The sequence below is a fragment of the Brenneria sp. L3-3C-1 genome (genome assembly GCF_016456245.1).
Classification (GTDB): domain Bacteria; phylum Pseudomonadota; class Gammaproteobacteria; order Enterobacterales; family Enterobacteriaceae; genus Brenneria.
In genome coordinates this window covers 223,005-248,386 of the sequence record NZ_JAEMHF010000002.1, presented here as the reverse complement: position 1 = coordinate 248,386, position 25,382 = coordinate 223,005, and the positions used below count along the sequence as shown (strand labels likewise).

The 25,382-nt window shown below is 53.9% G+C and carries 29 protein-coding genes and 1 riboswitch; of the genes, 11 read left to right on the top strand and 18 right to left on the bottom strand.

The annotated features are described in order from the left end of the window. Window positions 1–27 precede the first annotated feature (27 nt). Both purN and purM read right to left on the bottom strand, forming a co-directional pair. Window positions 28–666, bottom strand: a complete 639-nt coding sequence (purN, locus tag JG725_RS07620) for a phosphoribosylglycinamide formyltransferase (protein WP_199377457.1) — start codon at window positions 664–666, stop codon at window positions 28–30. After that, window positions 666–1,703 (bottom strand): phosphoribosylformylglycinamidine cyclo-ligase, encoded by a 1,038-nt coding sequence (gene purM / locus JG725_RS07615; protein WP_199377455.1) that lies wholly within the window; start codon window positions 1,701–1,703, stop codon window positions 666–668. Before purM ends, purN begins: the two co-directional genes overlap by 1 nt. Before the next feature lie 333 nt (window positions 1,704–2,036). Between purM and upp the strand changes: the two genes are divergently transcribed. From upp to hda, 3 genes are all read left to right on the top strand, one after another. Beyond that, the gene (gene upp, locus JG725_RS07610) at window positions 2,037–2,663 is read left to right on the top strand and encodes a uracil phosphoribosyltransferase (RefSeq protein ID WP_172290024.1); all 627 of its coding nucleotides are present in this window, start codon (window positions 2,037–2,039) and stop codon (window positions 2,661–2,663) included. Window positions 2,664–2,878: 215 nt separating this feature from the next. Further along, a complete protein-coding gene (gene uraA, locus JG725_RS07605) occupies window positions 2,879–4,171 on the top strand; it encodes a uracil permease (protein ID WP_172289784.1) in 1,293 nt (430 codons plus the stop codon). A gap of 130 nt (window positions 4,172–4,301) precedes the next feature. Then, on the top strand, window positions 4,302–5,009 hold the full coding sequence (gene hda / locus JG725_RS07600) for a DnaA inactivator Hda (protein ID WP_199377730.1): 708 nt from the start codon (window positions 4,302–4,304) through the stop codon (window positions 5,007–5,009). 14 nt (window positions 5,010–5,023) lie between these two features. Here the strand turns inward: hda and arsC are convergent, their stop codons facing one another. From arsC to JG725_RS07580, 4 genes are all read right to left on the bottom strand, one after another. Further along, window positions 5,024–5,380, bottom strand: a complete 357-nt coding sequence (gene arsC, locus JG725_RS07595; protein WP_199377453.1) for an arsenate reductase (glutaredoxin) — start codon at window positions 5,378–5,380, stop codon at window positions 5,024–5,026. A 26-nt stretch (window positions 5,381–5,406) separates the two neighbouring features. Continuing rightward, the gene (locus JG725_RS07590; RefSeq protein ID WP_370541619.1) at window positions 5,407–6,822 is read right to left on the bottom strand and encodes a M48 family metalloprotease; all 1,416 of its coding nucleotides are present in this window, start codon (window positions 6,820–6,822) and stop codon (window positions 5,407–5,409) included. A 250-nt stretch (window positions 6,823–7,072) separates the two neighbouring features. After that, the gene (gene bcp / locus JG725_RS07585; protein ID WP_172289788.1) at window positions 7,073–7,540 is read right to left on the bottom strand and encodes a thioredoxin-dependent thiol peroxidase; all 468 of its coding nucleotides are present in this window, start codon (window positions 7,538–7,540) and stop codon (window positions 7,073–7,075) included. Between the two features lie 2 nt (window positions 7,541–7,542). After that, window positions 7,543–8,115 (bottom strand): glycine cleavage system transcriptional repressor, encoded by a 573-nt coding sequence (locus JG725_RS07580; RefSeq protein WP_199377729.1) that lies wholly within the window; start codon window positions 8,113–8,115, stop codon window positions 7,543–7,545. Between the two features lie 589 nt (window positions 8,116–8,704). Between JG725_RS07580 and dapA the strand changes: the two genes are divergently transcribed. The 5 genes from dapA (at window position 8,705) to JG725_RS07555 (ending at window position 14,204) form a co-directional block, all read left to right on the top strand. Continuing rightward, on the top strand, window positions 8,705–9,583 hold the full coding sequence (gene dapA, locus JG725_RS07575; protein ID WP_172289790.1) for a 4-hydroxy-tetrahydrodipicolinate synthase: 879 nt from the start codon (window positions 8,705–8,707) through the stop codon (window positions 9,581–9,583). A gap of 16 nt (window positions 9,584–9,599) precedes the next feature. Beyond that, a complete protein-coding gene (bamC, locus tag JG725_RS07570; protein WP_199377451.1) occupies window positions 9,600–10,637 on the top strand; it encodes an outer membrane protein assembly factor BamC in 1,038 nt (345 codons plus the stop codon). Between the two features lie 100 nt (window positions 10,638–10,737). Next, on the top strand, window positions 10,738–11,451 hold the full coding sequence (gene purC, locus JG725_RS07565) for a phosphoribosylaminoimidazolesuccinocarboxamide synthase (protein WP_172289792.1): 714 nt from the start codon (window positions 10,738–10,740) through the stop codon (window positions 11,449–11,451). A gap of 215 nt (window positions 11,452–11,666) precedes the next feature. After that, window positions 11,667–12,119, top strand: a complete 453-nt coding sequence (locus tag JG725_RS07560) for a DUF441 domain-containing protein (RefSeq protein WP_172289793.1) — start codon at window positions 11,667–11,669, stop codon at window positions 12,117–12,119. Window positions 12,120–12,134: 15 nt separating this feature from the next. Further along, on the top strand, window positions 12,135–14,204 hold the full coding sequence (locus tag JG725_RS07555; protein ID WP_199377449.1) for a tRNA(Met) cytidine acetyltransferase TmcA: 2,070 nt from the start codon (window positions 12,135–12,137) through the stop codon (window positions 14,202–14,204). Window positions 14,205–14,340: 136 nt separating this feature from the next. On the opposite strand, the gene JG725_RS07550 is transcribed toward JG725_RS07555, so the two are convergent. From JG725_RS07550 to JG725_RS07535, 4 genes are read right to left on the bottom strand one after another with little or no spacing between them, the layout of a single operon-like run. After that, window positions 14,341–14,532, bottom strand: coding sequence for a YpfN family protein (locus JG725_RS07550; RefSeq protein WP_172289795.1), 192 nt, complete (start codon window positions 14,530–14,532; stop codon window positions 14,341–14,343). Window positions 14,533–14,534: 2 nt separating this feature from the next. Further along, on the bottom strand, window positions 14,535–15,209 hold the full coding sequence (locus JG725_RS07545; protein WP_172289796.1) for a M15 family metallopeptidase: 675 nt from the start codon (window positions 15,207–15,209) through the stop codon (window positions 14,535–14,537). Next, complete coding sequence (gene dapE / locus JG725_RS07540; protein WP_199377447.1) at window positions 15,206–16,333, bottom strand: succinyl-diaminopimelate desuccinylase; 1,128 nt, start codon at window positions 16,331–16,333, stop codon at window positions 15,206–15,208. The genes JG725_RS07545 and dapE overlap by 4 nt, the downstream gene beginning before the upstream one ends. Before the next feature lies 1 nt (window position 16,334). Continuing rightward, window positions 16,335–16,712 (bottom strand): ArsC family reductase, encoded by a 378-nt coding sequence (locus tag JG725_RS07535; protein WP_199377445.1) that lies wholly within the window; start codon window positions 16,710–16,712, stop codon window positions 16,335–16,337. Between the two features lie 232 nt (window positions 16,713–16,944). Here JG725_RS07535 and ypfM point away from each other — a divergent pair, with 232 nt between their 5' ends. After that, a complete protein-coding gene (gene ypfM / locus JG725_RS20870; protein WP_172290025.1) occupies window positions 16,945–17,004 on the top strand; it encodes a protein YpfM in 60 nt (19 codons plus the stop codon). Window positions 17,005–17,162: 158 nt separating this feature from the next. Here ypfM and JG725_RS07525 read toward each other — a convergent pair whose 3' ends face one another. After that, the gene (locus JG725_RS07525; RefSeq protein ID WP_172289799.1) at window positions 17,163–17,858 is read right to left on the bottom strand and encodes an aspartate/glutamate racemase family protein; all 696 of its coding nucleotides are present in this window, start codon (window positions 17,856–17,858) and stop codon (window positions 17,163–17,165) included. Window positions 17,859–18,085: 227 nt separating this feature from the next. Between JG725_RS07525 and cspE the strand changes: the two genes are divergently transcribed. Next, on the top strand, window positions 18,086–18,295 hold the full coding sequence (cspE, locus tag JG725_RS07520; RefSeq protein ID WP_009113827.1) for a transcription antiterminator/RNA stability regulator CspE: 210 nt from the start codon (window positions 18,086–18,088) through the stop codon (window positions 18,293–18,295). 152 nt (window positions 18,296–18,447) lie between these two features. On the opposite strand, the gene crcB is transcribed toward cspE, so the two are convergent. Further along, a complete protein-coding gene (gene crcB, locus JG725_RS07515) occupies window positions 18,448–18,828 on the bottom strand; it encodes a fluoride efflux transporter CrcB (RefSeq protein WP_172289800.1) in 381 nt (126 codons plus the stop codon). A 70-nt stretch (window positions 18,829–18,898) separates the two neighbouring features. Next, window positions 18,899–18,959, bottom strand: a riboswitch (Fluoride riboswitch). Between the two features lie 214 nt (window positions 18,960–19,173). On the opposite strand from crcB, the gene tatE reads away from it, so the two are divergent. After that, on the top strand, window positions 19,174–19,380 hold the full coding sequence (gene tatE, locus JG725_RS07510; RefSeq protein WP_172289801.1) for a twin-arginine translocase subunit TatE: 207 nt from the start codon (window positions 19,174–19,176) through the stop codon (window positions 19,378–19,380). Between the two features lie 81 nt (window positions 19,381–19,461). Here the strand turns inward: tatE and lipA are convergent, their stop codons facing one another. From lipA to mrdB, 6 genes are all read right to left on the bottom strand, one after another. Further along, the gene (gene lipA, locus JG725_RS07505; RefSeq protein WP_172289802.1) at window positions 19,462–20,427 is read right to left on the bottom strand and encodes a lipoyl synthase; all 966 of its coding nucleotides are present in this window, start codon (window positions 20,425–20,427) and stop codon (window positions 19,462–19,464) included. 214 nt (window positions 20,428–20,641) lie between these two features. Continuing rightward, complete coding sequence (gene lipB / locus JG725_RS07500) at window positions 20,642–21,325, bottom strand: lipoyl(octanoyl) transferase LipB (RefSeq protein WP_172289803.1); 684 nt, start codon at window positions 21,323–21,325, stop codon at window positions 20,642–20,644. 27 nt (window positions 21,326–21,352) lie between these two features. Then, the gene (ybeD, locus tag JG725_RS07495; protein WP_172289804.1) at window positions 21,353–21,616 is read right to left on the bottom strand and encodes a DUF493 family protein YbeD; all 264 of its coding nucleotides are present in this window, start codon (window positions 21,614–21,616) and stop codon (window positions 21,353–21,355) included. A gap of 110 nt (window positions 21,617–21,726) precedes the next feature. Further along, window positions 21,727–22,938 (bottom strand): D-alanyl-D-alanine carboxypeptidase DacA, encoded by a 1,212-nt coding sequence (gene dacA, locus JG725_RS07490; RefSeq protein ID WP_172289805.1) that lies wholly within the window; start codon window positions 22,936–22,938, stop codon window positions 21,727–21,729. A gap of 228 nt (window positions 22,939–23,166) precedes the next feature. Next, the gene (gene rlpA, locus JG725_RS07485) at window positions 23,167–24,252 is read right to left on the bottom strand and encodes an endolytic peptidoglycan transglycosylase RlpA (RefSeq protein WP_199377443.1); all 1,086 of its coding nucleotides are present in this window, start codon (window positions 24,250–24,252) and stop codon (window positions 23,167–23,169) included. Between the two features lie 13 nt (window positions 24,253–24,265). Further along, a complete protein-coding gene (gene mrdB, locus JG725_RS07480; RefSeq protein WP_199377440.1) occupies window positions 24,266–25,378 on the bottom strand; it encodes a peptidoglycan glycosyltransferase MrdB in 1,113 nt (370 codons plus the stop codon). Window positions 25,379–25,382 lie beyond the last annotated feature (4 nt).

Sequence of the window (25,382 nt, the reverse complement as noted above, 5' to 3'; positions counted from 1 at the left end):
GGGCGGGTGTGCGCCTGACCGTATACGCTATTCGGCGGCATAACCCTGCGGGGGAATGCGCACGCCATCCAGCCAGGCCTCGTTTTCCCGCATGATCAGCCGACCGGAAAGGAACCAGCCAACCACCATCGGGTAAATAGTATGCTCCTGCGTCTGGACGCGTTCCTTCAGGCTTTCTTCCGTATCATCGCTGAAAACCGGGACTTTGGCCTGGAGAATTAACGGCCCGCCGTCCAGCTCATCCGTTACGAAATGCACGGAAGCGCCGTGTACGCCATCGCTATTTTCCAGCGCCTTGCGGTGCGTGTGCAGCCCCGGATATTTCGGCAACAGCGAGGGGTGGATATTGAGCATTTTACCCGCGAACCGCGCGACAAAAGCGGGGCTGAGGATCCGCATATAGCCCGCCAGCACGATGAGCTCCGGTTCATACTGCTCGATTTCCTGCGCCATGGCGGCATCATAGGCGTCCCGATCGGCAAATTCTTCCGGGCTGACGACATGCGTCGGTATGCCCGCATCCTGCGCTCGCTGTAAGCCCGGGGCTTCAGGATTATTGCTGAACACTGCCGCTATCTTTCCTTTAATGCGTCCGCGCTTGCCGGCGTCAATCAACGCCTGCAAGTTGCTTCCCTGACCTGATAGCAAGATAACGATGTTTTTCATCAGTTAATGACCACTGTGTCTCCGGCGTCGGTTTGCGTAATGACGCCGATTTTCCATGCGCTTTCGCCACTGTCGTTCAACAACGCAACGGCCTCATCTGCCTGCTCGGCCGGCAGTGCGATAATCATACCCACACCGCAGTTAAAAGTGCGATACATTTCGTGACGGCTGACATTACCGGCCTGTTGCAGCCAGTTAAATACCGCCGGCCACTGCCAGCTTGATTCGTCAATCGCAGCCTGCATGCCTTCCGGCAATACGCGTGGGATATTCTCCCAGAAACCGCCGCCCGTCAGATGAGAAATAGCGTGAATATCCACCTTTTCAATCAGCGACAGAATGGATTTCACATAGATTTTCGTCGGCGCCAGCAGATGGTCGGCCAGTGATTTGCCTTCCAGCGTCACCTGCTCCGGATCGGCTTTGCTGACTTCGAGAATTTTGCGTACCAGCGAGTAGCCGTTTGAATGCGGGCCGCTGGACGCCAGAGCGACCAGCGCGTCGCCTGAGCGCACTTTACTGCCGTCGATGATTTCCGATTTCTCGACCACGCCCACGCAGAAACCGGCGACGTCATAATCTTCGCCGTGGTACATGCCCGGCATTTCCGCCGTTTCGCCGCCCACCAGCGCACAACCGGATTGCTTACAGCCTTCTGCGATACCGGTAATCACGCTGGCCGCGGTGTCGACATCCAACTTGCCCGTTGCGTAGTAATCGAGGAAGAATAAGGGCTCTGCGCCTTGAACGATCAGATCGTTAACGCACATGGCGACCAGATCGATACCAATGGTATCGTGACGTTTAAGGTCCATCGCCAGACGCAGCTTGGTGCCGACTCCGTCAGTGCCGGAAACCAGAATCGGTTCGCGGTATTTTTGCGGTAAGGCGCACAAGGCGCCGAAACCACCCAGGCCTCCCATGACTTCCGGGCGACGGGTCTGTTTCACTACACCTTTGATACGATCCACCAATGCGTTGCCAGCATCAATATCCACGCCTGCGTCTTTATAGCTGAGAGAGGTTTTGTCGGTCACTGCGGAGTCCCCACGGAGGTTACAATTTGTGGTTAAAAACAAGTTATGGTTAACACAATCTGTAGTTCAAAACGATGGTGGTTCAACCATGAAGCGCGCTAATTCTAACAGCGTGAGCAAACGTTTGCGAGCGATGTGTCGCCGGGTTTCCATTTTTCCTTATCGTTGGTAATTTCCCTTGCCGGTTGATCTGGATCAGGCTTAAATCGTATGCGGCTCAGTCAAAAAGCGGTATAATCCGGCGATTTTTTTATGCCGGGCGTCCTGCCTCCACCCTGCGGGCCGCCGCAAGCGGCGTTTTTTTGTCCGTCCACTGCTTAGGGGAGAATAATGATGAAGATCGTCGAGGTGAAACACCCGCTCGTCAAACATAAACTGGGCCTGATGCGTGAGAACGAGATTAGTACAAAACGTTTCCGTGAGTTGGCCTCCGAAGTGGGGAGTTTATTGACCTATGAAGCCACGGCCGATTTAGCCACCGAGAAAGTGACCATTGACGGTTGGTGCGGCCCGGTTGAAGTCGATCAAATCAAGGGCAAAAAAATTACCGTGGTGCCGATCCTGCGCGCCGGTTTGGGAATGATGGACGGCGTGCTGGAAAATGTGCCCAGCGCCCGTATCAGCGTTGTCGGCATCTACCGTAATGAAGAGACGCTGGAGCCGGTGCCGTATTTCCAAAAGCTGGTTTCTAATATTGAAGAACGTATGGCGCTGGTGGTCGACCCGATGCTGGCGACCGGCGGCTCGATGATTGCCACCATCGATCTGCTGAAAAAAGCGGGTTGCCGGAGCATTAAGGTGCTGGTGTTGGTTGCCGCGCCTGAAGGGATTGCGGCGCTGGAAAAAGCCCATCCGGACATAGAACTGTACACGGCGTCGATTGATAAAGGTCTAAATGAGCATGGTTACATCATGCCGGGCCTGGGCGATGCGGGCGATAAAATATTTGGTACGAAATAATAAGCAGCCGACTTAATTAGTCGGCTTTTTTTTTGCGGCGGGCCTTCAGACTCGCCGCTCTGCGGTTCGGCGGAGCCGCATCTGAATAACAACGACACCATGCAGCACGGAACAATGCTGCGCCGCTACCGCGGTGCGGGATAAGTCTGGCTGTAATAACCGGCGCGGGAGTTTGCCCGCAGACCACAAATAGCCATGTTACAGAGGATACAAAGATGACTCGTCGCGCCATCGGGGTAAGTGAACGGCCACCCTTGTTACAAACCATACCGCTGAGCTTCCAACATCTGTTTGCGATGTTTGGCGCCACCGTGCTGGTGCCGATCCTGTTCAAAATCAACCCGGCGACCGTATTGTTGTTTAACGGTATCGGGACGTTGCTCTATTTGTTTATCTGTAAAGGGAAAATCCCGGCCTATCTGGGATCCAGTTTTGCCTTTATCTCGCCGGTACTGCTGCTGTTGCCGCTGGGCTACGAGGTCGCGCTGGGCGGTTTTATTATGTGCGGCGTGCTGTTCTGTCTGGTGGCGCTGATTGTCAAGAAAGCCGGGACAGGCTGGCTGGACGTGCTGTTTCCGCCGGCGGCGATGGGCGCTATTGTTGCCGTTATCGGCCTGGAGCTGGCTGGCGTGGCCGCCGGCATGGCCGGATTATTGCCCGCCGACGGCGCCTCTGTGGATACCACGGCCGTCACCATCTCATTGACCACGTTGGCGGTAACGATCCTCGGATCGGTGCTGTTTCGCGGTTTTCTGGCGATTATCCCAATTTTGATTGGCGTACTGGCGGGTTATGCGCTGTCGTTTGCCATGGGCGTAGTGGATTTTACCCCCATCAGCCAGGCGCACTGGTTTGCGCTGCCGACCTTCTACACCCCGCGTTTCGAGTGGTTCGCCATTCTGACTATCTTGCCGGCGGCGCTGGTCGTCATTGCCGAGCATGTCGGGCATCTGGTGGTCACGGCCAACATCGTGAAGAAAGACTTAATGCGCGAGCCGGGGCTGCACCGTTCGATGTTCGCCAACGGTATTTCCACCGTGCTGTCGGGCTTCTTTGGTTCAACGCCCAATACCACCTACGGTGAAAATATCGGCGTACTGGCTATCACCAAGGTATACAGCACCTGGGTTATCGGCGGCGCGGCGATTCTGGCGATCCTGCTGTCCTGCGTCGGGAAACTGGCGGCGGCGATCCAGGCGGTGCCTGTGCCGGTAATGGGCGGGGTGTCGTTGCTGCTGTACGGGGTCATTGGCGCTTCCGGTATCCGTGTGCTGATCGAATCCAAAGTAGACTACAACAAGGCGCAAAACCTGATTCTAACTTCGGTTATCCTGATCATCGGCGTCAGCGGCGCGAAAGTTCATCTGGGGGCGACCGAGCTGAAAGGCATGGCGCTGGCGACGATTGTCGGTATCGGCATGAGTCTGCTGTTCAAGGTCATTAGCCTGTTCCGCAAAGAAGAAGTGATTCTTGATGCGCCGGATGAAGAAGAAACGGCGCAGCGTTAAGGTGATTTCTACCGATGGCGGATTTTACTCTCCGCGCCGTTTTATCCTGTTGCGGGGCGTTTGCGACGCCCTCAACAGGGCTGGGTTTCTGTGATAGACTCAGTTCGTTTTCCTGCCAGTCTTGCTTGAGGTGATTCTGAACACGCCGGCACAGCTTTCATTGCCACTCTATTTACCGGATGACGAAACGTTTGCCAGTTTCTATCCGGGAGAAAATGCGTCTCTCCTTGCCGCGCTTACCACGGCTTTGCATCAGGAGCACGGCAGTTATATCTATTTCTGGTCACGGGAAGGGGGCGGGCGCAGTCATCTGTTGCACGCGGCCTGCGCTGATTTATCCCGTCATGGTCAGGCTGTCGGCTATGTGCCGCTGGATAAACGGGCCTATTTCGTGCCGGAAGTGCTGGATGGCATGGAACAACTGGCGTTGGTCTGCATCGATAATATCGAGTCAATCGCCGGTGATGAAGCCTGGGAAATGGCGATGTTCGATCTCTATAACCGCATTCAGGAAGCCGGACATACCCGCTTGTTGATCACCGGCGATCGTCCTCCCCGTCAGCTTAATCTGCATTTGCCCGATCTTTCCTCACGGCTCGACTGGGGGCAGATTTATAAGCTCCAGCCGTTGTCGGATGAAGAAAAAGGCGAAGCGTTGCAACTGAGGGCGAAACTGCGAGGATTCGAACTGCCCGAAGACGTCAGCCGTTTTCTGCTTAAGCGTCTGGATCGTGAAATGCGCACGTTATTTATGACGCTGGATCAGCTTGATCACGCGTCAATCACCGCCCAACGCAAACTCACCATTCCGTTTGTAAAAGAGATCCTCGGGTTGTAATCGGAACGTCTTGTTTACAGAATTTCCAATACCTGTTCGGGCGGACGGCCAATCCGCGCCTGTTGATCGACAACCACGATAGGGCGTTCAATCAATTTGGGGTGATCGACCATGGCTTGAATAAGCTGTGTTTCGGTCAGTGTGCTCCGGGCAAGATTCAACTGCCGATAAATCTCCTCCTTCTGCCGCATCAGTTGGCGTGCGCTGGTCAAACCAAGCTGATGAATCAAACGCGTCAGCGTTTCGGCATCGGGCGGCGTTTCCAGATACAACACCACCCGGGGCCGGATGCCGCGCTGTTCCAGCAGCGCCAGCGTTTCCCGGCTTTTGGAGCAACGCGGGTTATGGTAAATGGTTACGTGTTCGGTCACGGTCAATCATCCTCAATTATCTGGCGTTAGGTTTTCTGGTACTGCTGGAAACGCTGCTGAAGCTGGCGTAGCTGATCGATTCGGGCGTCATAGCGCGCCTGCTCCAGACTGCCGAGTTTTACCAGTGAACTGGCATTGCTCAGCAAACGAATGGACTGATCAAGCTGTCCGTTTAGCGCCAGACTTTCCGCCCTGGCGGATAACTCTTCCGCCCGCGATCCCTGTGCGGCGGACGCCTGCGCCAGTAAATCCCAGCCGTTGGGATCGTCAGGGTGGGCGTAAGTATAGCGATAGAGAATTCTGCTCGCCGCCGCAGGCTGTTTTCCCTCAACGTAGGCGTTCGCCAGATTGAGCTGGAGTACGGGATTCGTCTGTGCGCCCGGCGTGTTTTGCAGCCGGGCGATCGCCTGCGCGGCGCGGTTTTGCCCCAGATCGATGTCGGTCATCAAATCCAGAAACCACGGATTGTCGGACGCCTGATTCAACAGCGGTTGCAACACATTCCGCGCTTCATCGTATTTTTTGGCCTGATAAAAACGGATCGCCTGACCGTATTTGGCCGCCAATTGTTCACGTACGTTGCCTTTCGCCCAGGCGTCCAGCAAGTCATCGCTTAACGGCCTGTTCGCCGAACCATACATGCCGAAAGTACGTACTTTGGCAAACAGAAAATCCTGGGATGATTGCATCGGGCTGGAGCGCATCTGGTTGGCCCGGTTACGCGCATCGGACAACCGGCTTTCCGGCAAGGGGTGAGTGAGCAAAATTTCCGGCGGTTTCGATGTATATCGTGATTGATCGGCTAATTTTTGCAGGAAATTCGGCATGGCCTGCGGGTCGAAGCCGGCGCGCTGCAACACCTGAATGCCAATGCGATCCGCTTCCTGTTCATTACCCTGGGTAAAGGTAATCATCCCCTGTTGCGCGCCGGCCATGGTGCCGCTCAGCGCGGCCATACCCAATTGCGGGTTGGCCATCGCCAGCAGAATGGAACCCAGCGCGCCTACCCAGGTCAGCGGCGCGCTGCGCTGTTGCGACTCCATAGCTCGGGCCAGATGGCGTTGCGTCACGTGCGAAATTTCATGCGCCAGAACGGAAGCCAGCTCGCTTTCGTTATCCGCATAGTGAAATAAAGCCGAATGGAGCACCACGTTGCCGCCAAAAAAGGCGAAGGCGTTGATGTCATCATTGCGGATCAGGAAAAAATGAAAAGGCGTGCGTACGGAATCGGCCTGCTTTACCAGACGATTTCCGAGTTGGTTGATGTAATTGGACAGCAGGGGATCGTTAATCAGCGGCGCGCCTGAGCGTAGCTGACGGACATAAAAATCGCCCATGGCCAGTTCCTGATTGATACTGAGTGTGCCGCCGGCGGTGGTGCCGATATCCGGCAGCCGATCCTGGATCTCGGCCTGAACGGGAAGCGTATTACCGGTCAGCATCGTCCCTAACAGAACGGCAATGACCGTTTTTCTTAACCGACTAGACATAACGGAAGCCAACCTTTATCAACAACCAACATTGAAGCGCTTTGATAAGCATCTTAGACAGCAGCGGCGCACAAAGAAATATTTATACAGGAAAATCGTGGAGCAGACCGGGAATATCCTTTGTCCGGCGCGCAGGAAGGACAATGAGGCAACCGGTACTTTACTAGGCAAAGCACCGGCGATATCGCCAAAACGAAACAACTCAGGCGGTTTTCAGGTAGTCCAGAACGATGTCATGGTGGTTGCTGGTTTTGAAATCATCAAACACCTTTTCCACTTTGCCATTTTCATCAATCAGGAAGCTGATGCGGTGAATACCGTCATAGGTTTTCCCCATAAACGTCTTTTCGCCCCAGACGCCGAATCCTTCTGCGACCTGATGGTTTTCGTCAGATAACAGCGTGAAATTCAACAACTCTTTTTCGGCAAAGCGGGACAGTTTTTCTGGTTTATCGGTGCTGATCCCGATAACCTCGACGCCATATTTTTTCAGATCGTCCATATTGTCACGCAGACCGCAGGCCTGAACGGTACACCCCGGCGTCATGGCTTTGGGGTAAAAATACACCAAGACTTTCTGTCCCTGGAAGTCGGTTAAATTTACTTGTTCGCCATCCTGGTCGGGCAAGCTAAATTTCGGTGCCATATCACCGGCTTTCAGTGTGTTCATCACTACTCTCCGTCTTTTTCTTCATGCTGTGGATAGTTCACAACGCTAATACTGCCTTGCGCGTGCAGTTCTGTACATAGCTGATAAAAGGCTGGCTCAATAATTGAACCATCCAACGTGGCAGGGCTGTGCGCGGTGATCTGAATATACAACTGCGGCGGTTGTTCCCCCTTGGCCGGTTGAGTTTTAGAGACTAATTCAGCAATGTTCATTTGATGAGAGTCAAACAGATCGGTAAAACGCTCAATAATGTGCGGTGAGTCCGCCACATCCACTTTGACCCAAACGGTGGACGGCATTGGCGGCCGGGCCTGCGATTCCGTTCGTTTCATCACGATCAATAAATCCATCTCCGCCCCTTTTAGCGGCAGGGTGGATTCGATCAGCGTAATGGCGTTCCAACTCCCGGAAAGCAACATGATAAAGGTAAATTCTTCACCCAACATGGCAAGACGGCTATCTTCTATATTACAGCCGCAACTGCTGACGTGGCGGGTAATCGCGTTAACGATTCCTGAGCGATCGGCTCCCACGGCGGTGATAACCAGATAGTGTTCTTGTGAGCTAGGCAAAATAATGCTTCCTGTACGTCTTCCCAAAGCCACATGGTAAACATAAAAAATTGCCGGGAGCAATTTTTAACGCCGCAACGCGGCGGCCCGCAGGGCTGAGGTATTTCTACAATAATTAGTCGTTATTTGATAAATCATCTTAGATAACAGGATATTGTTTTTTAGGGAGTTCTTTCGCGTAAAAAATCGCGCTGAGGTGGATGTGACCGCCGGGTGAGCGACAGGACGTCGCGAAAGCCAGTGCCGCGCGGGGAGCGCGTCACTGGCGGCCCGAACAGCGGTCACAAACGCCGAAGGCATCGCGTAGCGATGCGATTTCCGCGAAAAGCCCCCCGTGTCGGGCGCGTGCTGCGACGGTCGCAGAAATCGACTGAGATTAGTGCGCACGAAACCCTCACTACACTTACAGAAATTCTTTTCCCAGATTTGTGGGGGAGCCTTCTGCTCGGAATAAAAACCTCAGAAGAGTTTTTAATGCCGCCCGCGGTATCATAAAAAAACGTGTGTCAGATACCTACAACGTCCTTGCGCGCTTGCTTTTGCATAGAGGTCAAAAGTACCATGAAGCACTTGTTTGTGGAGGGGATGGCCAATGTTTACGGGAAGTATTGTTGCGCTGGTTACGCCGATGGACGCCAAAGGCGCCGTCGACCGCGTCAGCCTGAAAAAACTGATTGATTATCATGTCGCTAGCGGTACATCGGCGATTGTCTCTGTGGGAACAACCGGCGAATCCGCCACGCTGAGCCACGAGGAACATGGCGATGTGGTGATGACCACGCTGGAATTGAGCGATGGCCGCATCCCGGTGATCGCCGGAACCGGCGCCAATGCCACCGCCGAAGCCATTTCGCTGACCAAGCGGTTTCACGGCACCGGCGTCGTCGGCTGCCTGTCGGTCACGCCATACTACAATCGGCCGACGCAGGAAGGGCTGTTTCAGCATTTTAAAGCGATTGCCGAACATACCGACCTGCCGCAAATCCTGTATAACGTACCCTCCCGTACCGGTTGCGACCTGCTGCCGGAAACCGTGGCGCGTTTGTCCGAAATTAAAAATATTGTCGCGATTAAAGAAGCGACAGGGAACTTAAGTCGGGTAAGTCAGATCCAAGAGCTGGTTAGTGAAGACTTCAGTCTGCTGAGCGGCAATGACGATATCGGGCTGGACTTCATGCAACTCGGCGGTCAAGGGGTGATTTCCGTCACGGCGAACATTGCCGCGCGAGAAATGGCCGAGCTTTGCAGACTGGCGGCGCAGGGCAATTTTGTCGAGGCGCGCCGGTTAAATCAGCGCCTGATGCCGTTGCATCAGAAATTATTTGTTGAACCCAATCCGATCCCGGTGAAGTGGGCCTGTAAGGAGTTGGGACTCATGGCGACCGATACGCTTCGCCTGCCCATGACGCCACTGACCGACTCCGGTCGGACGGTGGTGGCGCGCGCATTGAAGCAGGCAGGTTTGCTGTAATCGTTAGGGAGATTTAATGACTGATTCATTACAAAAGTCGATGGTGGCAAAAGTAGTCGGCATATCGTTAGTGATGTTGCTAACTGCCTGTTCCAGCGATCAGCGCTATAAACGTCAGGTAAGCGGCGATGAATCCTATCTGGAGACGCCGACGCAGAAAGCGCTGAACACGCCGGCCGGGATGATTTTACCGGTGCAGAATGGGGATTATGATATACCGCCAGTTACCCTGAATGGCGCGGTAGGCAAAGAACTGGACATTCGTCCGCCGTTGCAGCCATTGGCTTTGTTGAATGGTTCCCGTACCCAAATCTCGGGCGGCACGGCGACACTGTTATTGGAAAACAGTGCGCAAAACAGCCGGCTTTGGTCTCAGGTCGTTGGTATCCTGCAAGATAAAGGCTTCACCATCGCCAGCCGTCAGGATGCCGAGCAGACCTTGACGACGGATTGGATCACCTGGGCGCGTCAGGATGAAGATCTTCAATATCAGGGCCGTTATCAGATAGCCGTGCAGCAGCAAGGGTATCAGGTCGCGCTGGTGGTGAAACTGTTGGCATTACAGCAGCAGAATAATCCGGTCACTGAGCCTGCTCAAATCCAACGTTACACGGGGTTGATGCTGAATACGCTCAGCGAGGCCCTGGATAATCAGGCGACCGCGCGTGAAAGCGCGCTGGCAAACCGCGCCAACGGTGCGTTGGATGTGCAGAGCGGGGCGGATGATACGGGTCTGCCGCTGTTGGTGGTGCGCGGGCCTTATTCCCTGGTATGGGAACGTTTGCCGACGGCGTTGAATAAAATCGGTATGACGGTTACCGATCGCAGCCGTCCGCAGGGTTCGGTTTCCGTCACCTACAAGGAGCCGGGCAGCAGCGTATGGGATGGGCTAGGCGCGAAAAATCCTGAGCTTCCCAACGGGGATTACAAATTGCAGGTGGGCGATCTTGATAACCGCAGCAGTCTGCAATTTATTGACTCCAAAGGACATACGCTAAGTCAGTCGCAAAACGATGCGCTGGTATCGGTATTCCAGGCGGCATTCAGTCAGTAACTCGAAAGGGTCGGATTATCCGGCCCTTCTTCATTAAGCAATCTAGGCGTTAAATTCTCGGGCCGTATGCGGTTGGCCCTCACTGTGTGGAGTAATAAAGATGCAAAAGCTAGCTGAGTTGTATCGTGGAAAGGCGAAAACCGTCTACACCACCGAAGATCCTGACCTGCTGGTGCTGGAGTTTCGCAATGATACGTCAGCATTGGATGGTCAGCGCATTGAGCAGTTCGATCGTAAAGGGATGGTGAACAACAAGTTCAACCATTTCATCATGAGCAAACTGGAAGAAGCCGGAATCCCTACGCAAATGGTGAGCCTGCTGTCTGATAACGAAGTGCTGGTGAAAAAACTGGATATGGTGCCGGTAGAATGCGTTGTGCGTAACCGCGCCGCAGGTTCGCTGGTAAAACGCCTGGGGGTTGAAGAAGGGATTGCGCTCAATCCGCCGCTGTTTGACCTGTTCCTGAAAAATGACGCCATGCACGACCCAATGGTGAACGAGTCTTACTGCAAAACGTTCGGCTGGGTGAGTGAAGAGAATCTCGCGCGCATGAAAGAACTGAGCTATAAAGCGAATGACGTCCTGAGCAAACTGTTTGATGACGCCGGCCTGATCCTGGTGGACTTCAAACTGGAGTTCGGTTTATTTAAAGGCGAAGTGGTATTGGGCGATGAATTCTCGCCGGACGGCAGCCGCCTGTGGGATAAGGCCACGCTGAACAAAATGGACAAAGATCGCTTCCGCCAGAGCCTCGGGGGAGTAATTGAAGCGTACGAAGAAGTCGCACAGCGTATCGGCGTAAAATTAGACTAACTGCGCAATCGTTTTCGTTTCAGGTTGTCAGATGCTGAACAGGTCTGGCAACTTATTCCCCGTTTCAATAAACGGCCTCTCCGTGATTGATGGATTGATGTCCGATATCCTCCTGCGCCGACTGCTTATTTAGTGCTATTATTGCCCGCCTTGGCGAAAGCCGCGAACATCGCTATTTTCTTTTTTCTTCTCTGCTATTCGGGCAAGGATTTTTCATGGCCTATTTTGATCCGACGCTGTTAATTTTACTGGTGCTGGCCGGACTGGGAATCATCAGCCATAACATGACCGTTACGCTGGCGATTCTGATTTTACTGGCTGTACGTATTACGCCGCTGAATAACTATTTTCCGTGGGTGGAAAAATACGGTCTAAGCATCGGTATTGTGATTCTAACTATCGGGGTGATGGCGCCCATTGCCAGTGGAAAAATTACCGCCGGCGAGGTGATGAATTCGTTCCTGAGCTGGAAATCGATACTGGCGATTGTGATCGGCGTGGCGGTTTCCTGGTTGGGCGGGCGCGGCGTTTCGCTAATGAGTAGCCAGCCGTCGGTGGTTGCGGGGCTGCTGGTCGGCACCGTCATGGGCGTGGCGCTGTTTCGCGGCGTTCCCGTCGGGCCGCTGATCGCCGCGGGTCTGCTTTCTCTGTTGATCGGAAAAACCTGATCGTCTCCGCCGCCGATGAACGTTTTCTGTTCCGATTTTGCCAACGGCCAGCGCCAACAGCAGCGTGCCGGCGTTCGTCGCCTGATGGTGCTCAGCGGGGATGCCGACTGGTGCGGCAAACAGGCGTTAACTCTGCGTAGTCAACTTGACGGCGACGGTCTGTGGATCGGTTCCTGCGAGCCGAACGGCCTGACGGCATTGCCCGCGGGCAAAGTGCGCACATTGCTCGGGCGGGAATTCACCCATGCGGTATTTGATGCCCGGCAGGGGCTGGATGTGGAAGCCTGGGCGATGTTGGCGGGCGCGTTGCGGGCGGGGAGCTGGTTGATCCTGCTGGCGCCTGAGTGGCGCTCATGGTCGGCGCAGCCTGATGAAGACAGCCTGCGCTGGAGTGAGCAGCCCCGGCCTATCGCCACTCCGCATTTTGTGCGGCATTTTCAGCGCCATTTGCTGGCGGATGATGATGTCGTCATCTGGCGTCAGGGGAGTGAGGCGGCTATCCGTCCATTGGCTCCCCGGCCTGACTGGCGGCCCGCCGATGGTCAACCAACCGCTCAACAACTGTCCGTTCTGCAAACGCTGAGTGCGGCATCGCCGGGAGTTTATATCGTCACCGCCCCGCGAGGACGGGGGAAATCAGCGCTGGCGGGGATGTTGACGCACCGTTGTCCGGCAACCTGTTGGATCACCGCGCCTTCTCGTTCGGCGACGGATGTATTACAACATTATGCTCGGGAGGACGCCCGGTTTTGGGCGCCGGATGCCTTGCTGGCGTATTGCCGTCTCAATCCTTTCCCCCCTGTTGACTGGCTGCTGATTGATGAAGCCGCCGCGATCCCATCGCCGTTGCTCGCCGAACTGGTGAGCTATTTCCCGCGAGTTTTGCTCACGACCACCGTACAGGGATATGAAGGCACCGGGCGCGGGTTCCTGTTGAAGTTCTGCGCCTCACTGCCGCAATGGCAGGCGTTCGCTCTGGATGAACCGTTACGCTGGGCTAAAAACGATCCGCTGGAGCGCATCGTGGATAATGCGCTGCTGTTCACCGAGTCATGCCGGTCTGAAGATGCCGGAGCACCTGTTGCGCCGCGAGCTGCACCGGCGCTCAGCGAGGAGAGCGCGCAAAGTTGGCTCTTGCATCCGCAGCGTTTACAGCAGTGTTATGCTTTGTTGTGCAGCGCTCACTACCGTACCTCTCCCCTTGATTTACGTCGCCTGTTGGATGCGCCGGGTATGCAGGTGTGCAGCGCCAGCGTGGCCGGCTCGCTTAGCGGCATACTGTGGATGGTGGAGGAAGGCGGCTTAACCGGCGAACTGGCGCACGAGGTGTGGGCCGGACGGCGACGGCCGCGCGGTAATCTGGTGGCCCAGTCGTTGGCCGCGCACGGCGGGCAATGGATGGCGCCGATGCTTCGTTCACGCAGAGTCAGCCGCATCGCGATAGCCGCGGCTTACCGGCGACAGGGCATCGGGCGGGCTTTAATCGCATTTCAACAGCGGGCGGCAGATGAACAAGGATTGGATTTTCTGTCGGTCAGTTTTGGCTATCAACCGGATCTGTGGGCATTCTGGCGGTCATGCGGTTTTCAACTGGTGCGCATCGGCAGCCATCGTGAAGCCAGCAGCGGCTGTTACAACGCGATGGCGATATTGCCCTTGAGTTCGAAAGGCCGCTCGCTGGCGGCGCAGGGCGTGCGGCAATTGGCGCGGGATTGGTTCTGGCTGCGACGCCTTATTCCGCTGGATTTATCATTGCCGCTGGACGAAACGACGGAACTGGAGCAGGAGGACTGGCGCACGCTGGCCGGTTTTGCGTTTGCCCACCGGCCAATGGAAGCCTGTTACGCGGCGCTATCGCGGCTGGTTTTCAGCTCAGAACTTCCTCTTCCCGCATTACGTTTGCTGATCGAAGAACCCATGCAGGGGGAACGGATTGTCAGCGTACTTGGCCTATCGGGGAAAAAAACCATGCTGCGGCAGTGGCGTGAGGAAACGGCTGGCGCGCTGCGTGAGTACGATTTGACTGCCAGTCTGTATTGGCGCAACTGGGCGCGGAGTGGCGATGTGGTTTCCGGCCGAGAGTGATCCTCTTCCCTGAGAAGCCACAAGCCATTCAGCGGTGCCAACCACGGTAGGTGCATGGCTCAGAAAGAGTGGACATAGCTGCGTATCCGTGTGAGGAAAGATGATATGAGCTATATGTAACGTAGTAGGATATTGCTCAGGGTTTTTTCTTCGGCCAGTCATCGTCTTCTTCATCCCATTTATCGTTGTTGTCCCGATGCGGGGGAAGTTTCGGCTTATGCAGCAGAAAACGTTTATGGTCGACATTGCGCAGTTCTTTAATGCCGTTCAACAACATTCCGAACAGGATAATCAGGATTATCCACCAGTAATCAGCCAGCCATGCCATGATTAAGCCTCGTCGACGTTGTGTATAAAACGGGTAAACAACTGCGGCAGGTGTTCGCATAGCCAGTCATAACCGGCGATATCCTCACCTCGCCAGGCGGACAAAATAATGCCCGACGTGAGTTGTTTTTCCGCATGCTGTGCTAATGGATAATAGCTGATATGCCAGAGTTCGGCGGCGACGCCGCCGAGATCGTGTTCATAAGGGCGATAAAAGCCGAATTCATGCATATGCCGGCTGAGCCAGTCGTTCAGGTCGGCGAAATAACCGCCGGATTCGTATTCCCAGGGTTCCAACTGTAGCCTTTGCCCTTTCGGGAGGCGGTCCGGATCGTAGATATCCAGATCGCTGCCCCAGTGGTGACGGCTGGCGCCCGGCATTGCCGACCACCTTAAAATGGCTTCACAGCGTTCGCCGTCATCCAGCGATAATACGTCCAGCGGCTGACCCTGTTCACCCATTACCGGGCGTTCTCCGCGGAATTTACCGTTCCAGATCAAACGCTGGCGATCGAAATCACGAAAGGTGCTGGCAGGTTGTACGTTAAATCCGTCTTTTTCCGCTGCGCGCTGTAAAGCCTGAAACGCGATAGCCGCTTCAGGCTGAAGGCGATGGTGTCCGCTGAGCGTAACCAGATGACTGTCGTTTTTCCCGGTTAGCATGGCATGAGTAATCATGCGATCAATTGCTCCATAATCCGCTGATACATCCGGCTGAGCAGTTGCAAGTCCGCAGCGCTGACGCACTCGTCCACTTTATGAATAGTGGCGTTTACCGGCCCAAGCTCCACCACCTGAGCGCCCATACGGGCGATAAAACGCCCATCGGATGTGCCGCCGTTGGTCAACAACTGCGGCGTGACTTCATTATAATGCTCTACGGCGTTAACCACCGCGTCGACCAGTTCCCCGCGTGCGGTCAGGAACGGCTGGCCGGAAAGCTGCCAGTCAATAGTGTAGCGCAGTTGATGACGGTCCAGCAGTTCTGCAACGCGTTGTTTAATGAGTTCGTCCGTCAGTTCGGTGCTGAACCGGAAATTGAATTGTACCAACAGCTCGCCGGGAATGACGTTATTACTTCCGGTGCCGGCCTGAACGTTGGCGATTTGCATGCTGGTGGGGGGAAAAAATTCATTACCCTGATCCCATTGCGTCTCAACCAGCTCATTGAGCGCCGGTATTGCCCGGTGTACCGGGTTGTCGGCCAGATGCGGATAGGCGACGTGGCCTTGAACGCCCTGTACGCGCAGATTGGCGGTAATGGAGCCACGGCGGCCGTTTTTCACCACGTCGCCGACGATAGCGGTGCTCGACGGTTCGCCCACCAGGCAATAATCCAATCGCTCATTACGCGCCATCAGGGTTTCAACCACTTTTACCGTACCATTAACGGCGCTGGCTTCCTCATCCGAGGTGATCAAAAAAGCCAGCCGTCCCTGATGGTCGGGGTTGGCGGCGACGAAACGCTCGGCGGCAACCACCATGGCCGCCAGTGAGCCTTTCATATCCGCCGCGCCGCGGCCGTATAACATGCCGTCACGAATGGTGGGTTCAAAAGGCGGATGCTGCCAGCGGCTTTCGTCACCGCTTGGCACGATATCGGTGTGCCCGGCGAATGCTAGCGTTTTCCCGGTGCCGCGCCAGGCCCAGACGTTTTGCGTATCGCCGAAATTCATCGGTTCAATGGTGAAGCCAATGGCTTTCAGGCGTTCGGTCATGAGTTCCTGGCAGCCTTCATCATTCGGGCTGAGGGAAGGGCGTTTAATCAACTGTTGAGCGAGTTCGATAACCGGACAAGACACGTTATTTGTTCTCCGCGATAAATTTCTGGTAGCTGTCGTCGCTGAAACCAAGCAGCGCTTTTCCAGCGTATGTCACTAACAGCGGCCGTTTAATCAACGCGGGCTGCGCCAGCATGAGCGTTTTTGCCGTGGTTTCGCTGCCGGCGGCGTTGCTATTAATGATGTTGCGCTGTTCTTCGCTTAGTTTACGCCAGGTCGTGCCGCGCGTGTTGATTAATGACTGCCAGCCCAGTAGCTCGATAAAATGCTGAAGTCGCTGCTCGTCCAGGCCGTCGGCGCGATAATCATGAAAGCGGTAATCAACCTGTTGCTGTTCCAGCCAGCGGCGGGCTTTTTTTATGGTGTCGCAGTTTTTGATACCGTACATGGTCAGCGTCATTGTTATTAATGTCCTTTCTGCTTAATGGATTGAATGAGGGTTGTCGAGCGGCACAGCGAGGGGAACAGCCCTGACATCGTGGTGATCCAGCATGCCGAAAAAAAACGGCGAGATCCACAGTGAACTGAGAAACGAAAATGAGCGGCAGTATACTTTTTATACTTACAGAACTATTTCACCTGGTTAAAAAGTGTGCGTATAATACGTCGCCGTTAATTACCAAGAGGTTCCCATGATAGAAGTAGAAGTGAGTCATTGGAAAGATTTTATTGAAGCAATGTTACGCAAATAATAATTAAACGTTACACCTGCCATTGCATACCAGGAAGATCGAGCAAATAAAGCAGTTACCCACCGGGAGCTGCTTTTTTTTGCGTAAAATGAGGAAACCTGAGTAAATAAAAGAGGCTATTATTTTTTCGCAAGGAATTTTAATTTAACTGTTTGTTATTAAATGGCTAATGCATATTTGGCCGCGGCCAGCGCATGTAAAACTCCGGAGTCGAAAAGAGGAACATTGGCATCCTCTGCGCTCAATAATAATGGTATTTCCGTACAACCGAGAATCACGCCGCCGGCGCCTTGTTGCTCAAGCCGCTGGATGATTTCCCGGTATTTCCGGCGCGATCCGGGATCAATTTTTCCCTGGCACAACTCTTCGAAAATAATGCGGTTTATCGTCTCTCTTGCCGGTTTGTCAGGGGTGATAACCTCGATACCATAGCGGTCATGGATTCTTTGCCGGTAAAAATCCTGCTCCATGGTGTAGCGGGTTCCCAGCAAACCGACTTTTCTTATCCCCTGCTTATCTATGTATTCTCCGGTTGCGTCGGCAATGTGTAAAAGAGGAAGCCGGCTGACCGTCTCTACGGTATCAGCAACCTTATGCATGGTGTTGGTGCAGATGACGATAGCCTCTGCGCCCGCATTGCCTAAGCCAATGGCGATATCTGACAACACCTGGGCGGCCTGTTTCCAATCCCCCCGCGACTGAAGCTGTTCGATATCGTGAAAATCGACGCTGTGCAGAATGAGTTTGGCCGAGTGCAGTCCGCCGAGCTGATTTTTGACGTATTCATTGATGGTGCGGTAGTAAGGGATCGTCGATTCCCAACTCATTCCCCCGATAAGCCCTAATGTTTTCATCACCGTTCTCCTTGAGCAAGGGATACCATAAAAAGTAATGGGTTAGGGCTCAACGTACCAGACTGAGATATGGATCGCGTTAAAATTTGTCTGCTCAGCATTCAGACACCTTTTTTTAGCGATTTTTATCACTTTTTACCCATCTTAAACTGGACAAACGGCCAATCTATTGCTGTACTGTACCTGACACAGATTTTGTGTCTTTCATTCATGTAAAGGTAAGTTTGATGTCTAAGATTAAAGGTAGCGTTAAGTGGTTTAACGAGTCCAAAGGATTCGGTTTCATTACTCCTGAAGATGGTAGCAAAGACGTATTTGTACATTTCTCTGCCATCCAGAGCAATGGATTCAAAACTCTGGCTGAAGGTCAGCGCGTAGAGTTTGAAATCACCAGCGGTGCGAAAGGGCCGTCTGCTGCTAACGTTATCGCTATTTAATTATACCGATTTCTTGAAAAACCCACCTTATGGTGGGTTTTTTTTATGGGAGCAGGAACCACTCTATGGGCCGCTTTCAGTGATGTTCAAGATCGTTCCCGGCATTTTTTCTCCCGGTCAGTTATCCTGACTTCCCCCGTTTTTCATCATACCTAATGCGTTGCCGCCCAGGCGACCAGCATGAAGGCGAGTGCGGTCATTAATAAAGACCCGGCCAGGTTGAGCAATATGTGAATGCCTGCGGCAGCAAAATGCCCGCTTTGCAGAAACATGACCACTTCAGCTGAAAAGGTCGAAAACGTGGTTAAACCGCCGCATAGCCCGGTAGTAATCAGCATTTTCCAGTGTTGGTCGAGAGGATGGCGCAGGAAAAAAGCCAGGGCACCGCCGATAATAAATGCACCCAGCAAGTTGGCTAATAGCGTTCCTATCGGCAGGGCGGGGTAAACACCATTCAATCGCATGCCTAGCTGCCAGCGAGCAACGCTGCCGACGCCACCGCCAATAAATACCGCGAGTAACGTACTAAACATAGACACCTTTTGTTAACAGTGAATCGGAGTAACTCGGAGAGAGGGAACCACAACGCTACGCCTCCTTCGAGGATGCGCAGACATCATTAGCCAAATGGCGGTTATGGAGGAATATCATCTCCTTTGTTGGCAGGGAAAAGTTTACGCCTTTAGCCGATCTTTTTACAGTTTATCTCGCTGTGAAAGTTGTCAGACGATTTTAAGTAAACACGAAAACTCAGGTGCGGCTTGTGCCGGCGTCTTAAATTGTTACAGATGGCGATTGTATTGTTGTCGGTAAGGTTTTACATAGAGAATATTATTTGTTCGCTGGCTTATCCGGCATCTGTAATCAGGTAGGTAAGTATGGAAGGTATCAGTATCGCCAAACTGTTGGTCATCGGCGCCTTGATCGTTTTGCTGTTCGGCACCAATAAATTACGCAGCCTGGGAGGCGATCTAGGCGCCGCCATCAAAGGTTTCAAGAAAGCGATGAATGATGACCCAGCCTCCAAGCCCTCTGCCGCTGACGATTCCGCGGCGATGAATGATACACACCGCAAAGAGCCATAATCCGCGGCTGAAAAGCAAACGGACGGTTAATGCCGTCCGTTTGCGATTACCCACGCCCAATATGTAACTAATTATAAGCGCTTATTTGACCTCAATGCCCTTTGCCTGCAAATCCGCATGATAGGAAGAGCGAACAAACGGGCCGCAGGCCGCGTGGGTGAAGCCCATCGCCATGGCTTCGGCTTTCATTTCGTCAAATTCGTCCGGGCTGACATAGCGCTGCACCGGCAGGTGATGGCGGCTTGGTTGCAGATATTGCCCCAGCGTCAGCATGGTCACGCCGTGGCGGCGCAGATCGCGCATCACCTCGACAATCTCGGCGTTGGTTTCACCCAGACCGACCATAAGTCCGGATTTTGTCGGGATAGTGGGATGCGCGTTCTTGAAGTTTTCCAGCAGCTTCAACGACCATTCGTAATTGGCGCCGGGGCGAACCTGACGATAAACGCGCGGTACGTTTTCGAGGTTGTGATTGAATACGTCCGGCGGCGTCGCCGTCAAAATATCCAATGCCCGATCCATTCGGCCGCGGAAGTCCGGCACCAGCGTTTCAATGCGAATTTGCGGATTCTTACGGCGAATGGCGCTGATACAGTCGGCAAAATGCTGGGCGCCGCCGTCACGCAGGTCATCACGGTCGACCGAGGTGATCACCACATAGCGCAGCCCCATATCATGGATGGTTTGCGCCAGCTTTTCCGGCTCGTTGGCGTCCGGCGTGAGCGGCCGGCCGTGGGCGACGTCGCAAAACGGGCAACGCCGGGTGCAAATGGCGCCCAGAATCATAAATGTGGCTGTGCCGTGGTTAAAACATTCCGCCAGATTCGGGCAGGAGGCTTCTTCGCAAACCGAGTGCAGCCCGTTTTTACGCATCGCGGCTTTAATGCCCTGAATACGGCTGGAGTCCGCCGGGAGTTTGATTCTCATCCATTCAGGTTTGCGCAGTATCTCCTGACGTTCAGTCACCACGGTACGCACCGGAATTAGCGCCATTTTATCGGCATCGCGGTATTTTACGCCGCGTTCGATCTGAATCGGTTTACTCATGTTTGCGTAAGTTCCAGTTCTGACTCGTTTTTTGAATAAAACTCAAAGGGTTATATTTTTAGTTAAACTTTTTTTTAATAAACTCTCAAAATTATATCATCTTGCCTAACCACAATCAGCTGTTGAGCAATCAAAATGAAGAAATTATGTAAATAAAATGTGAGTAGTGATCGCTACGGCGATATTCCGTACCGGGGAGCAACAAGACATGCCTTCATTGCGGGCGCGGGTCGCCGTTTGCGGCCATATCCCAGTTAAGCCAATCATGCTGTTGATAACCCAGTAATTGCAGGAACATGTTAACCAGCACCGGTGCGGTGTCTTCAAGGGTGACGCCGGGAACCAGGTCGCTTATCTGGGTCATCTGCATTCCGGCATAACCACAGGGATTGATGCGCTGGAAAGGCGACAAATCCATGGCGATATTCAGCGCCAAACCGTGAAAAGAACAGCCTTTACGAATGCGCAGGCCCAGCGAGCAGATTTTACGTTCGCCGACATAAACCCCCGGTGCGTCGGTTCGGGCGTGAGCGTCGATTTGAAAATGGGCCAGCGTGTTGACGACTGTCTCTTCTATCGCGGTCACTAACTGCCGGACGCCCAGCTTACGTCGTTTTAAATCGACCAGAACGTACATCACCTGCTGACCCGGCCCGTGATAGGTGACCTGACCGCCCCGGTCGCTCTGTATGACGGGAATATCTCCGGGCATCAAAACATGTTCCGATTTGCCTGCCTGACCTTGGGTGAATACCGGATGATGTTGAACCAGCCAGATTTCATCCAACGTTTTATCATCGCGCAGATCGGTGAATTTATGCATCGCCAGCGAAACCGGCTCATAAGGTTGTACGCTGAATTGGCGTACGACGATCTTATCCTGTAGCAAGCGTGTCATCTTCAGGTTAAGGAAAGATGCGGAAAATTATAACACCATCCGTACGATTTCAATATTGCCAAGCTCTTCATACAATGTTTCCACCTGCTCAATATGGGTAGCATTAATGGTGATGGAAACGGAATGATAATTGCCTTTGCTGCTGGGTTTGATCTGCGGCGTGTAATCGCCGGGCGCGTGACGCTGCACCACTTCAACCACCAGATCGGCCAACTCGGGTTTTGCTAATCCCATAACCTTGTAAGTAAAAGGGCAGGGGAATTCGAGCAGTTCGTTTAATTTGGTTTTCATCTGCGCTCCAGAGTGAAAATAGAATGGTATAAATTAAACTCCCGCCTGAAAGAGCGGGAGTGGATGTCTTCCTATCTTATATGGGGGCCGTTCGTCCCCATACAAGGGGATTAGCCGAACCAGTGGTGGAACATCAGCTTGATGTAGTCAACCATGCGGCTGAAAATACCGCCTTCTTTGACTTCATTCATCACTACCAATGGCCGCTGGTCAATGGTTTTGCCGTCCAACTGGAAGTTGATCGCGCCAACCACCTGATTTTTGCTCAGCGGCGCGTGCAGTTCGGTGGTGGTCAGTACATAGCTGGCTTTCAGATCTTTCATTCGGCCACGGGGAATGGTCAGATACACATCTTTTTCCACACCGAGTGCAACGCGGTCGCTGTCGCCAAACCAGACGGGTTCCGAGGCGAACTCTTTACCGGTTTTCAGCGGTGCGACGGTTTCGAAGAAACGGAAACCCCAGGTGAGCAATTTCTTGCTTTCGGTTTCGCGCCCCTTAAAGGTACGCCCGCCCATGACCGTTGAAATCAGCCGCATCTGGCCTTCAGTCGCGGAGGCGACCAGGTTATAACCGGCAGATGAGGTATGACCGGTTTTAATGCCGTCAACATTCAGACTGCTGTCCCACAGCAAACCATTGCGGTTGGTCTGGCGGATATTGTTGAAGGTAAATTCCTTTTCTTTATAGGTCGCGTATTCTTCCGGCACGTCACGGATTAATGCCTGGCCGATCAGCGCCATATCACGCGCCGAACTGAACTGCCCCGGCGCATCCAAGCCATGTACGGTTTCAAAATGCGTATTTTGCAGGCCAAGCGCTTTTACGTAGCCGTTCATCAAATTAACGAACGTATCCTGACTGCCGGCCACATAGTCGGCCATCGCCACGCAGGCATCATTACCGGACTGTAGAATGATGCCGCGGTTCAGCTGCGAAACCGGCACGCGATCGCCCGGCTTCAGAAACATCAGCGACGAACCCTGAAAAACCGGGTTGCCGGTGGCCCAGGCATCCTTGCCGACGGTAACAATATCGTTGGGCGTGATTTTCCCTGACTTTATCGCCTGACCGATGACGTAGCTGGTCATCATTTTGGTCAGGCTGGCCGGATCGCGGCGTGCGTCGGCGTTCATTTCAGCCAGCACTTTCCCGGAGTTGTAATCAATCAGGATGTAGGATTCCGCATCAATTTGCGGCACGCCGGGGATCATCGTTTTAAGATTGATGTCGTCGGCATAAACAAAGGAAGACGCACTAACGGCGAGCAAAGCGCCAAACGCAGTGCGTTTAGTAAAACGAGACGTGTTTACAGTATTCATGATTGGAACAACAACATCCGTGGGTATGAGTTAAAAACGAGCCACACTATAGCAGATGAGAAATAGGCCGGCACCAGACATTACGTTACGCGATTTTGCAAAAAGGTCGCTGTGCTTGATATCACAGCGTCCCTTTGTACCCGTGATGACTTATGGCGACGTTACCGATGATCGGGGCCATCGCCATTCGGCGCAAGGAGCATGCTTATCAGGGGGGATCTCCCCTGGCTATAACGTGCCGGGCGCCGCGGTAATAAAGGATTGCTGCTGAGCTTCGACTGACAAACGTTGTTGAAGTTCAACCGCTTGCTGACGATTCTGGAATGGCCCCAGTTGGATGCGATATAACCCGTTATTGCTGGTGACGTTGCCCGTTACGTGAAAGCGTTCGCGCAGACTGCGCAACCACTCCTGCGCCCGCTGTTGATCGCTGAGCGCGCCAACCTGCACCACATAGCGTCCATCGGCCGTTGAGGCGGCGGGCGTCGACGCAGGCGAGTCAGTCGCGGTCGATGGCGCCGCAACGGGTGACGGCGTGGTTTCGATCACGCCGGCGGGAAGCGCGGAGGGGGCGCCCAGGAAACCGCCGCTGCGGGGTGAGGGACTGCTCTGCGGCAGCGTGTCGTCGGCCGGCGCGCTCAAGGTACTGTTGCTGACGGGCTGGATCGCGCCCGCCGCAGGCATGGTGCTTTCCATCATCGGCGTGCCGAGGCCGCTGGCGCCGAAGCTGGGGCGTTCGGGCAACGCGAAGCTTTGCTTGGCGACGGTAGTGCCGATGGTGCCGGGGCCGGACAGCGTACCGTCCGGCGCAACGTTGATGAAATCAACCTTAACTTTGGTATTGTTGGAAATGTTCAAGCGATCGCCGGCGGCTTTAGACAGATCGATGATCCTGCCCGGCGTATACGGCCCGCGATCGTTCACTCTGACCACCAGACGGCGGCCGTTGCTGAGGTTGGTGACGCGAACATAGCTGGGCAAAGGCAACGTAGGATGGGCGGCCGTGATGGCGTTGGGATCGAACACTTCGCCAATAGCCGTCTGATTACCGCTGGCCTCTTCGCCATACCAGGTCGCCAGACCGGTTTCACTGAAGTTTTGCGGATTTTTTATGACCTTATAAGTCCTGCCCTTGACGGTGTAATCTTGCAATGTGCCTTGATTATAGGGTTCATAACGCGGCTCGGCGCCGCCGATTTCTTCAACGGGGCCGCTGTATACGTCACTGACAGGGGGCGTCGTCCGCTGTTCCGTGACGGTACAGGCCGAGAGCGTCAGGGTTACGACGCCAATCCAAAGCCAATCCTTACGCATTGCTCACCTCGGTTTATAAGTTCTTGGATAGCATTTTGCGGTGAGTATGTATCGACATCACGATACCAAATCCCGCCATTAAGACGACAAGCGCCGAACCGCCGTAGCTGACCAGCGGCAAGGGTACGCCAACAACCGGCAGAATACCGCTGACCATCCCGATATTGACGAAAACATAGACGAACAGAATCAGCATCAGTCCGCCAACCATCACCCGACCGAATGAGGTCTGGGCGTTAGCCGCAATAACCAAACCGCGCATAATCAGAAACAGGTACATCGCCAATAGGATCAGTACGCCGATTAACCCTAACTCTTCCGCCAGCACGGCGAAGATAAAGTCGGTATGGCGCTCCGGTAGAAACTCCAACTGCGATTGTGTGCCATGCAGCCAGCCTTTGCCAGACAAACCGCCGGAACCAATCGCGATCTTCGACTGTATAATATGATAGCCCGCTCCCAGCGGATCGCTCTCCGGATCCAGCAGCATCATCACTCGTGCTTGCTGGTAGTCGTGCATCAGGAAGAACCACAGGATAGGAATAAAAGCGGCAAGCAACAGAACCGCGATGCCGATTAACCGCCAGCTCATCCCGGCGAGGAACAGAACAAACAGCCCCGAGGCGGCGATGAGAATGGAGGTGCCTAAATCCGGCTGCGCCGCGACCAGCAGCGTCGGGGTAAAAATAATCACCAGCGCGATGCCGGTATTTCTGAGCGAGGGCGGACACATATCGCGGTTGATAAAGCGGGCGACCATCAGCGGAACCGCAATTTTGGCGATTTCCGAAGGCTGAAAACGCACAAATCCCAGATCCAGCCAGCGTTGGGCCCCTTTACTGATTTGACCGAAAATATCCACCAGCAACAACAGGATAACGCAGACGACGTACAGGTAAGGCGCCCACCCTTCATAAACCCGCGGCGGGATTTGCGCCATGATCGCCATGACAATCAACCCCAGCACGATCTGAACAATTTTGCGCTCCATCATGTCGACATCCTGACCGCTGGCGCTCCACATAACAAATAGGCTATAGCCCAGCAATGCCAGGATGCAGAGGAGGAAAGGAAAGTCGATATGGATTTTCGTCCAGATCGAGCCTTTTTGTTGGTTATCCGTCATGAAT

Coding starts and splice junctions, on each gene's coding strand:
- upp (WP_172290024.1), top strand. CDS start 2,037: ATGAAGATCGTCGAGGTGAAACACCCGCTCGTCAAACATAAACTGGGC.
- JG725_RS07560 (WP_172289793.1), top strand. CDS start 11,667: ATGGCCTATTTTGATCCGACGCTGTTAATTTTACTGGTGCTGGCCGGA.
- tatE (WP_172289801.1), top strand. CDS start 19,174: ATGGAAGGTATCAGTATCGCCAAACTGTTGGTCATCGGCGCCTTGATC.
- cspE (WP_009113827.1), top strand. CDS start 18,086: ATGTCTAAGATTAAAGGTAGCGTTAAGTGGTTTAACGAGTCCAAAGGA.
- mrdB (WP_199377440.1), bottom strand. CDS start 25,378: ATGACGGATAACCAACAAAAAGGCTCGATCTGGACGAAAATCCATATC.
- crcB (WP_172289800.1), bottom strand. CDS start 18,828: ATGTTTAGTACGTTACTCGCGGTATTTATTGGCGGTGGCGTCGGCAGC.
- purN (WP_199377457.1), bottom strand. CDS start 666: ATGAAAAACATCGTTATCTTGCTATCAGGTCAGGGAAGCAACTTGCAG.
- lipB (WP_172289803.1), bottom strand. CDS start 21,325: ATGACACGCTTGCTACAGGATAAGATCGTCGTACGCCAATTCAGCGTA.
- JG725_RS07555 (WP_199377449.1), top strand. CDS start 12,135: ATGAACGTTTTCTGTTCCGATTTTGCCAACGGCCAGCGCCAACAGCAG.
- JG725_RS07535 (WP_199377445.1), bottom strand. CDS start 16,712: ATGACGCTGACCATGTACGGTATCAAAAACTGCGACACCATAAAAAAA.
- rlpA (WP_199377443.1), bottom strand. CDS start 24,252: ATGCGTAAGGATTGGCTTTGGATTGGCGTCGTAACCCTGACGCTCTCG.
- JG725_RS07525 (WP_172289799.1), bottom strand. CDS start 17,858: ATGAAAACATTAGGGCTTATCGGGGGAATGAGTTGGGAATCGACGATC.
- bamC (WP_199377451.1), top strand. CDS start 9,600: ATGACTGATTCATTACAAAAGTCGATGGTGGCAAAAGTAGTCGGCATA.
- dapA (WP_172289790.1), top strand. CDS start 8,705: ATGTTTACGGGAAGTATTGTTGCGCTGGTTACGCCGATGGACGCCAAA.
- dacA (WP_172289805.1), bottom strand. CDS start 22,938: ATGAATACTGTAAACACGTCTCGTTTTACTAAACGCACTGCGTTTGGC.
- lipA (WP_172289802.1), bottom strand. CDS start 20,427: ATGAGTAAACCGATTCAGATCGAACGCGGCGTAAAATACCGCGATGCC.
- purC (WP_172289792.1), top strand. CDS start 10,738: ATGCAAAAGCTAGCTGAGTTGTATCGTGGAAAGGCGAAAACCGTCTAC.
- bcp (WP_172289788.1), bottom strand. CDS start 7,540: ATGAACACACTGAAAGCCGGTGATATGGCACCGAAATTTAGCTTGCCC.
- JG725_RS07590 (WP_370541619.1), bottom strand. CDS start 6,822: ATGCTGACCGGTAATACGCTTCCCGTTCAGGCCGAGATCCAGGATCGG.
- ybeD (WP_172289804.1), bottom strand. CDS start 21,616: ATGAAAACCAAATTAAACGAACTGCTCGAATTCCCCTGCCCTTTTACT.
- JG725_RS07545 (WP_172289796.1), bottom strand. CDS start 15,209: ATGATTACTCATGCCATGCTAACCGGGAAAAACGACAGTCATCTGGTT.
- JG725_RS07550 (WP_172289795.1), bottom strand. CDS start 14,532: ATGGCATGGCTGGCTGATTACTGGTGGATAATCCTGATTATCCTGTTC.
- uraA (WP_172289784.1), top strand. CDS start 2,879: ATGACTCGTCGCGCCATCGGGGTAAGTGAACGGCCACCCTTGTTACAA.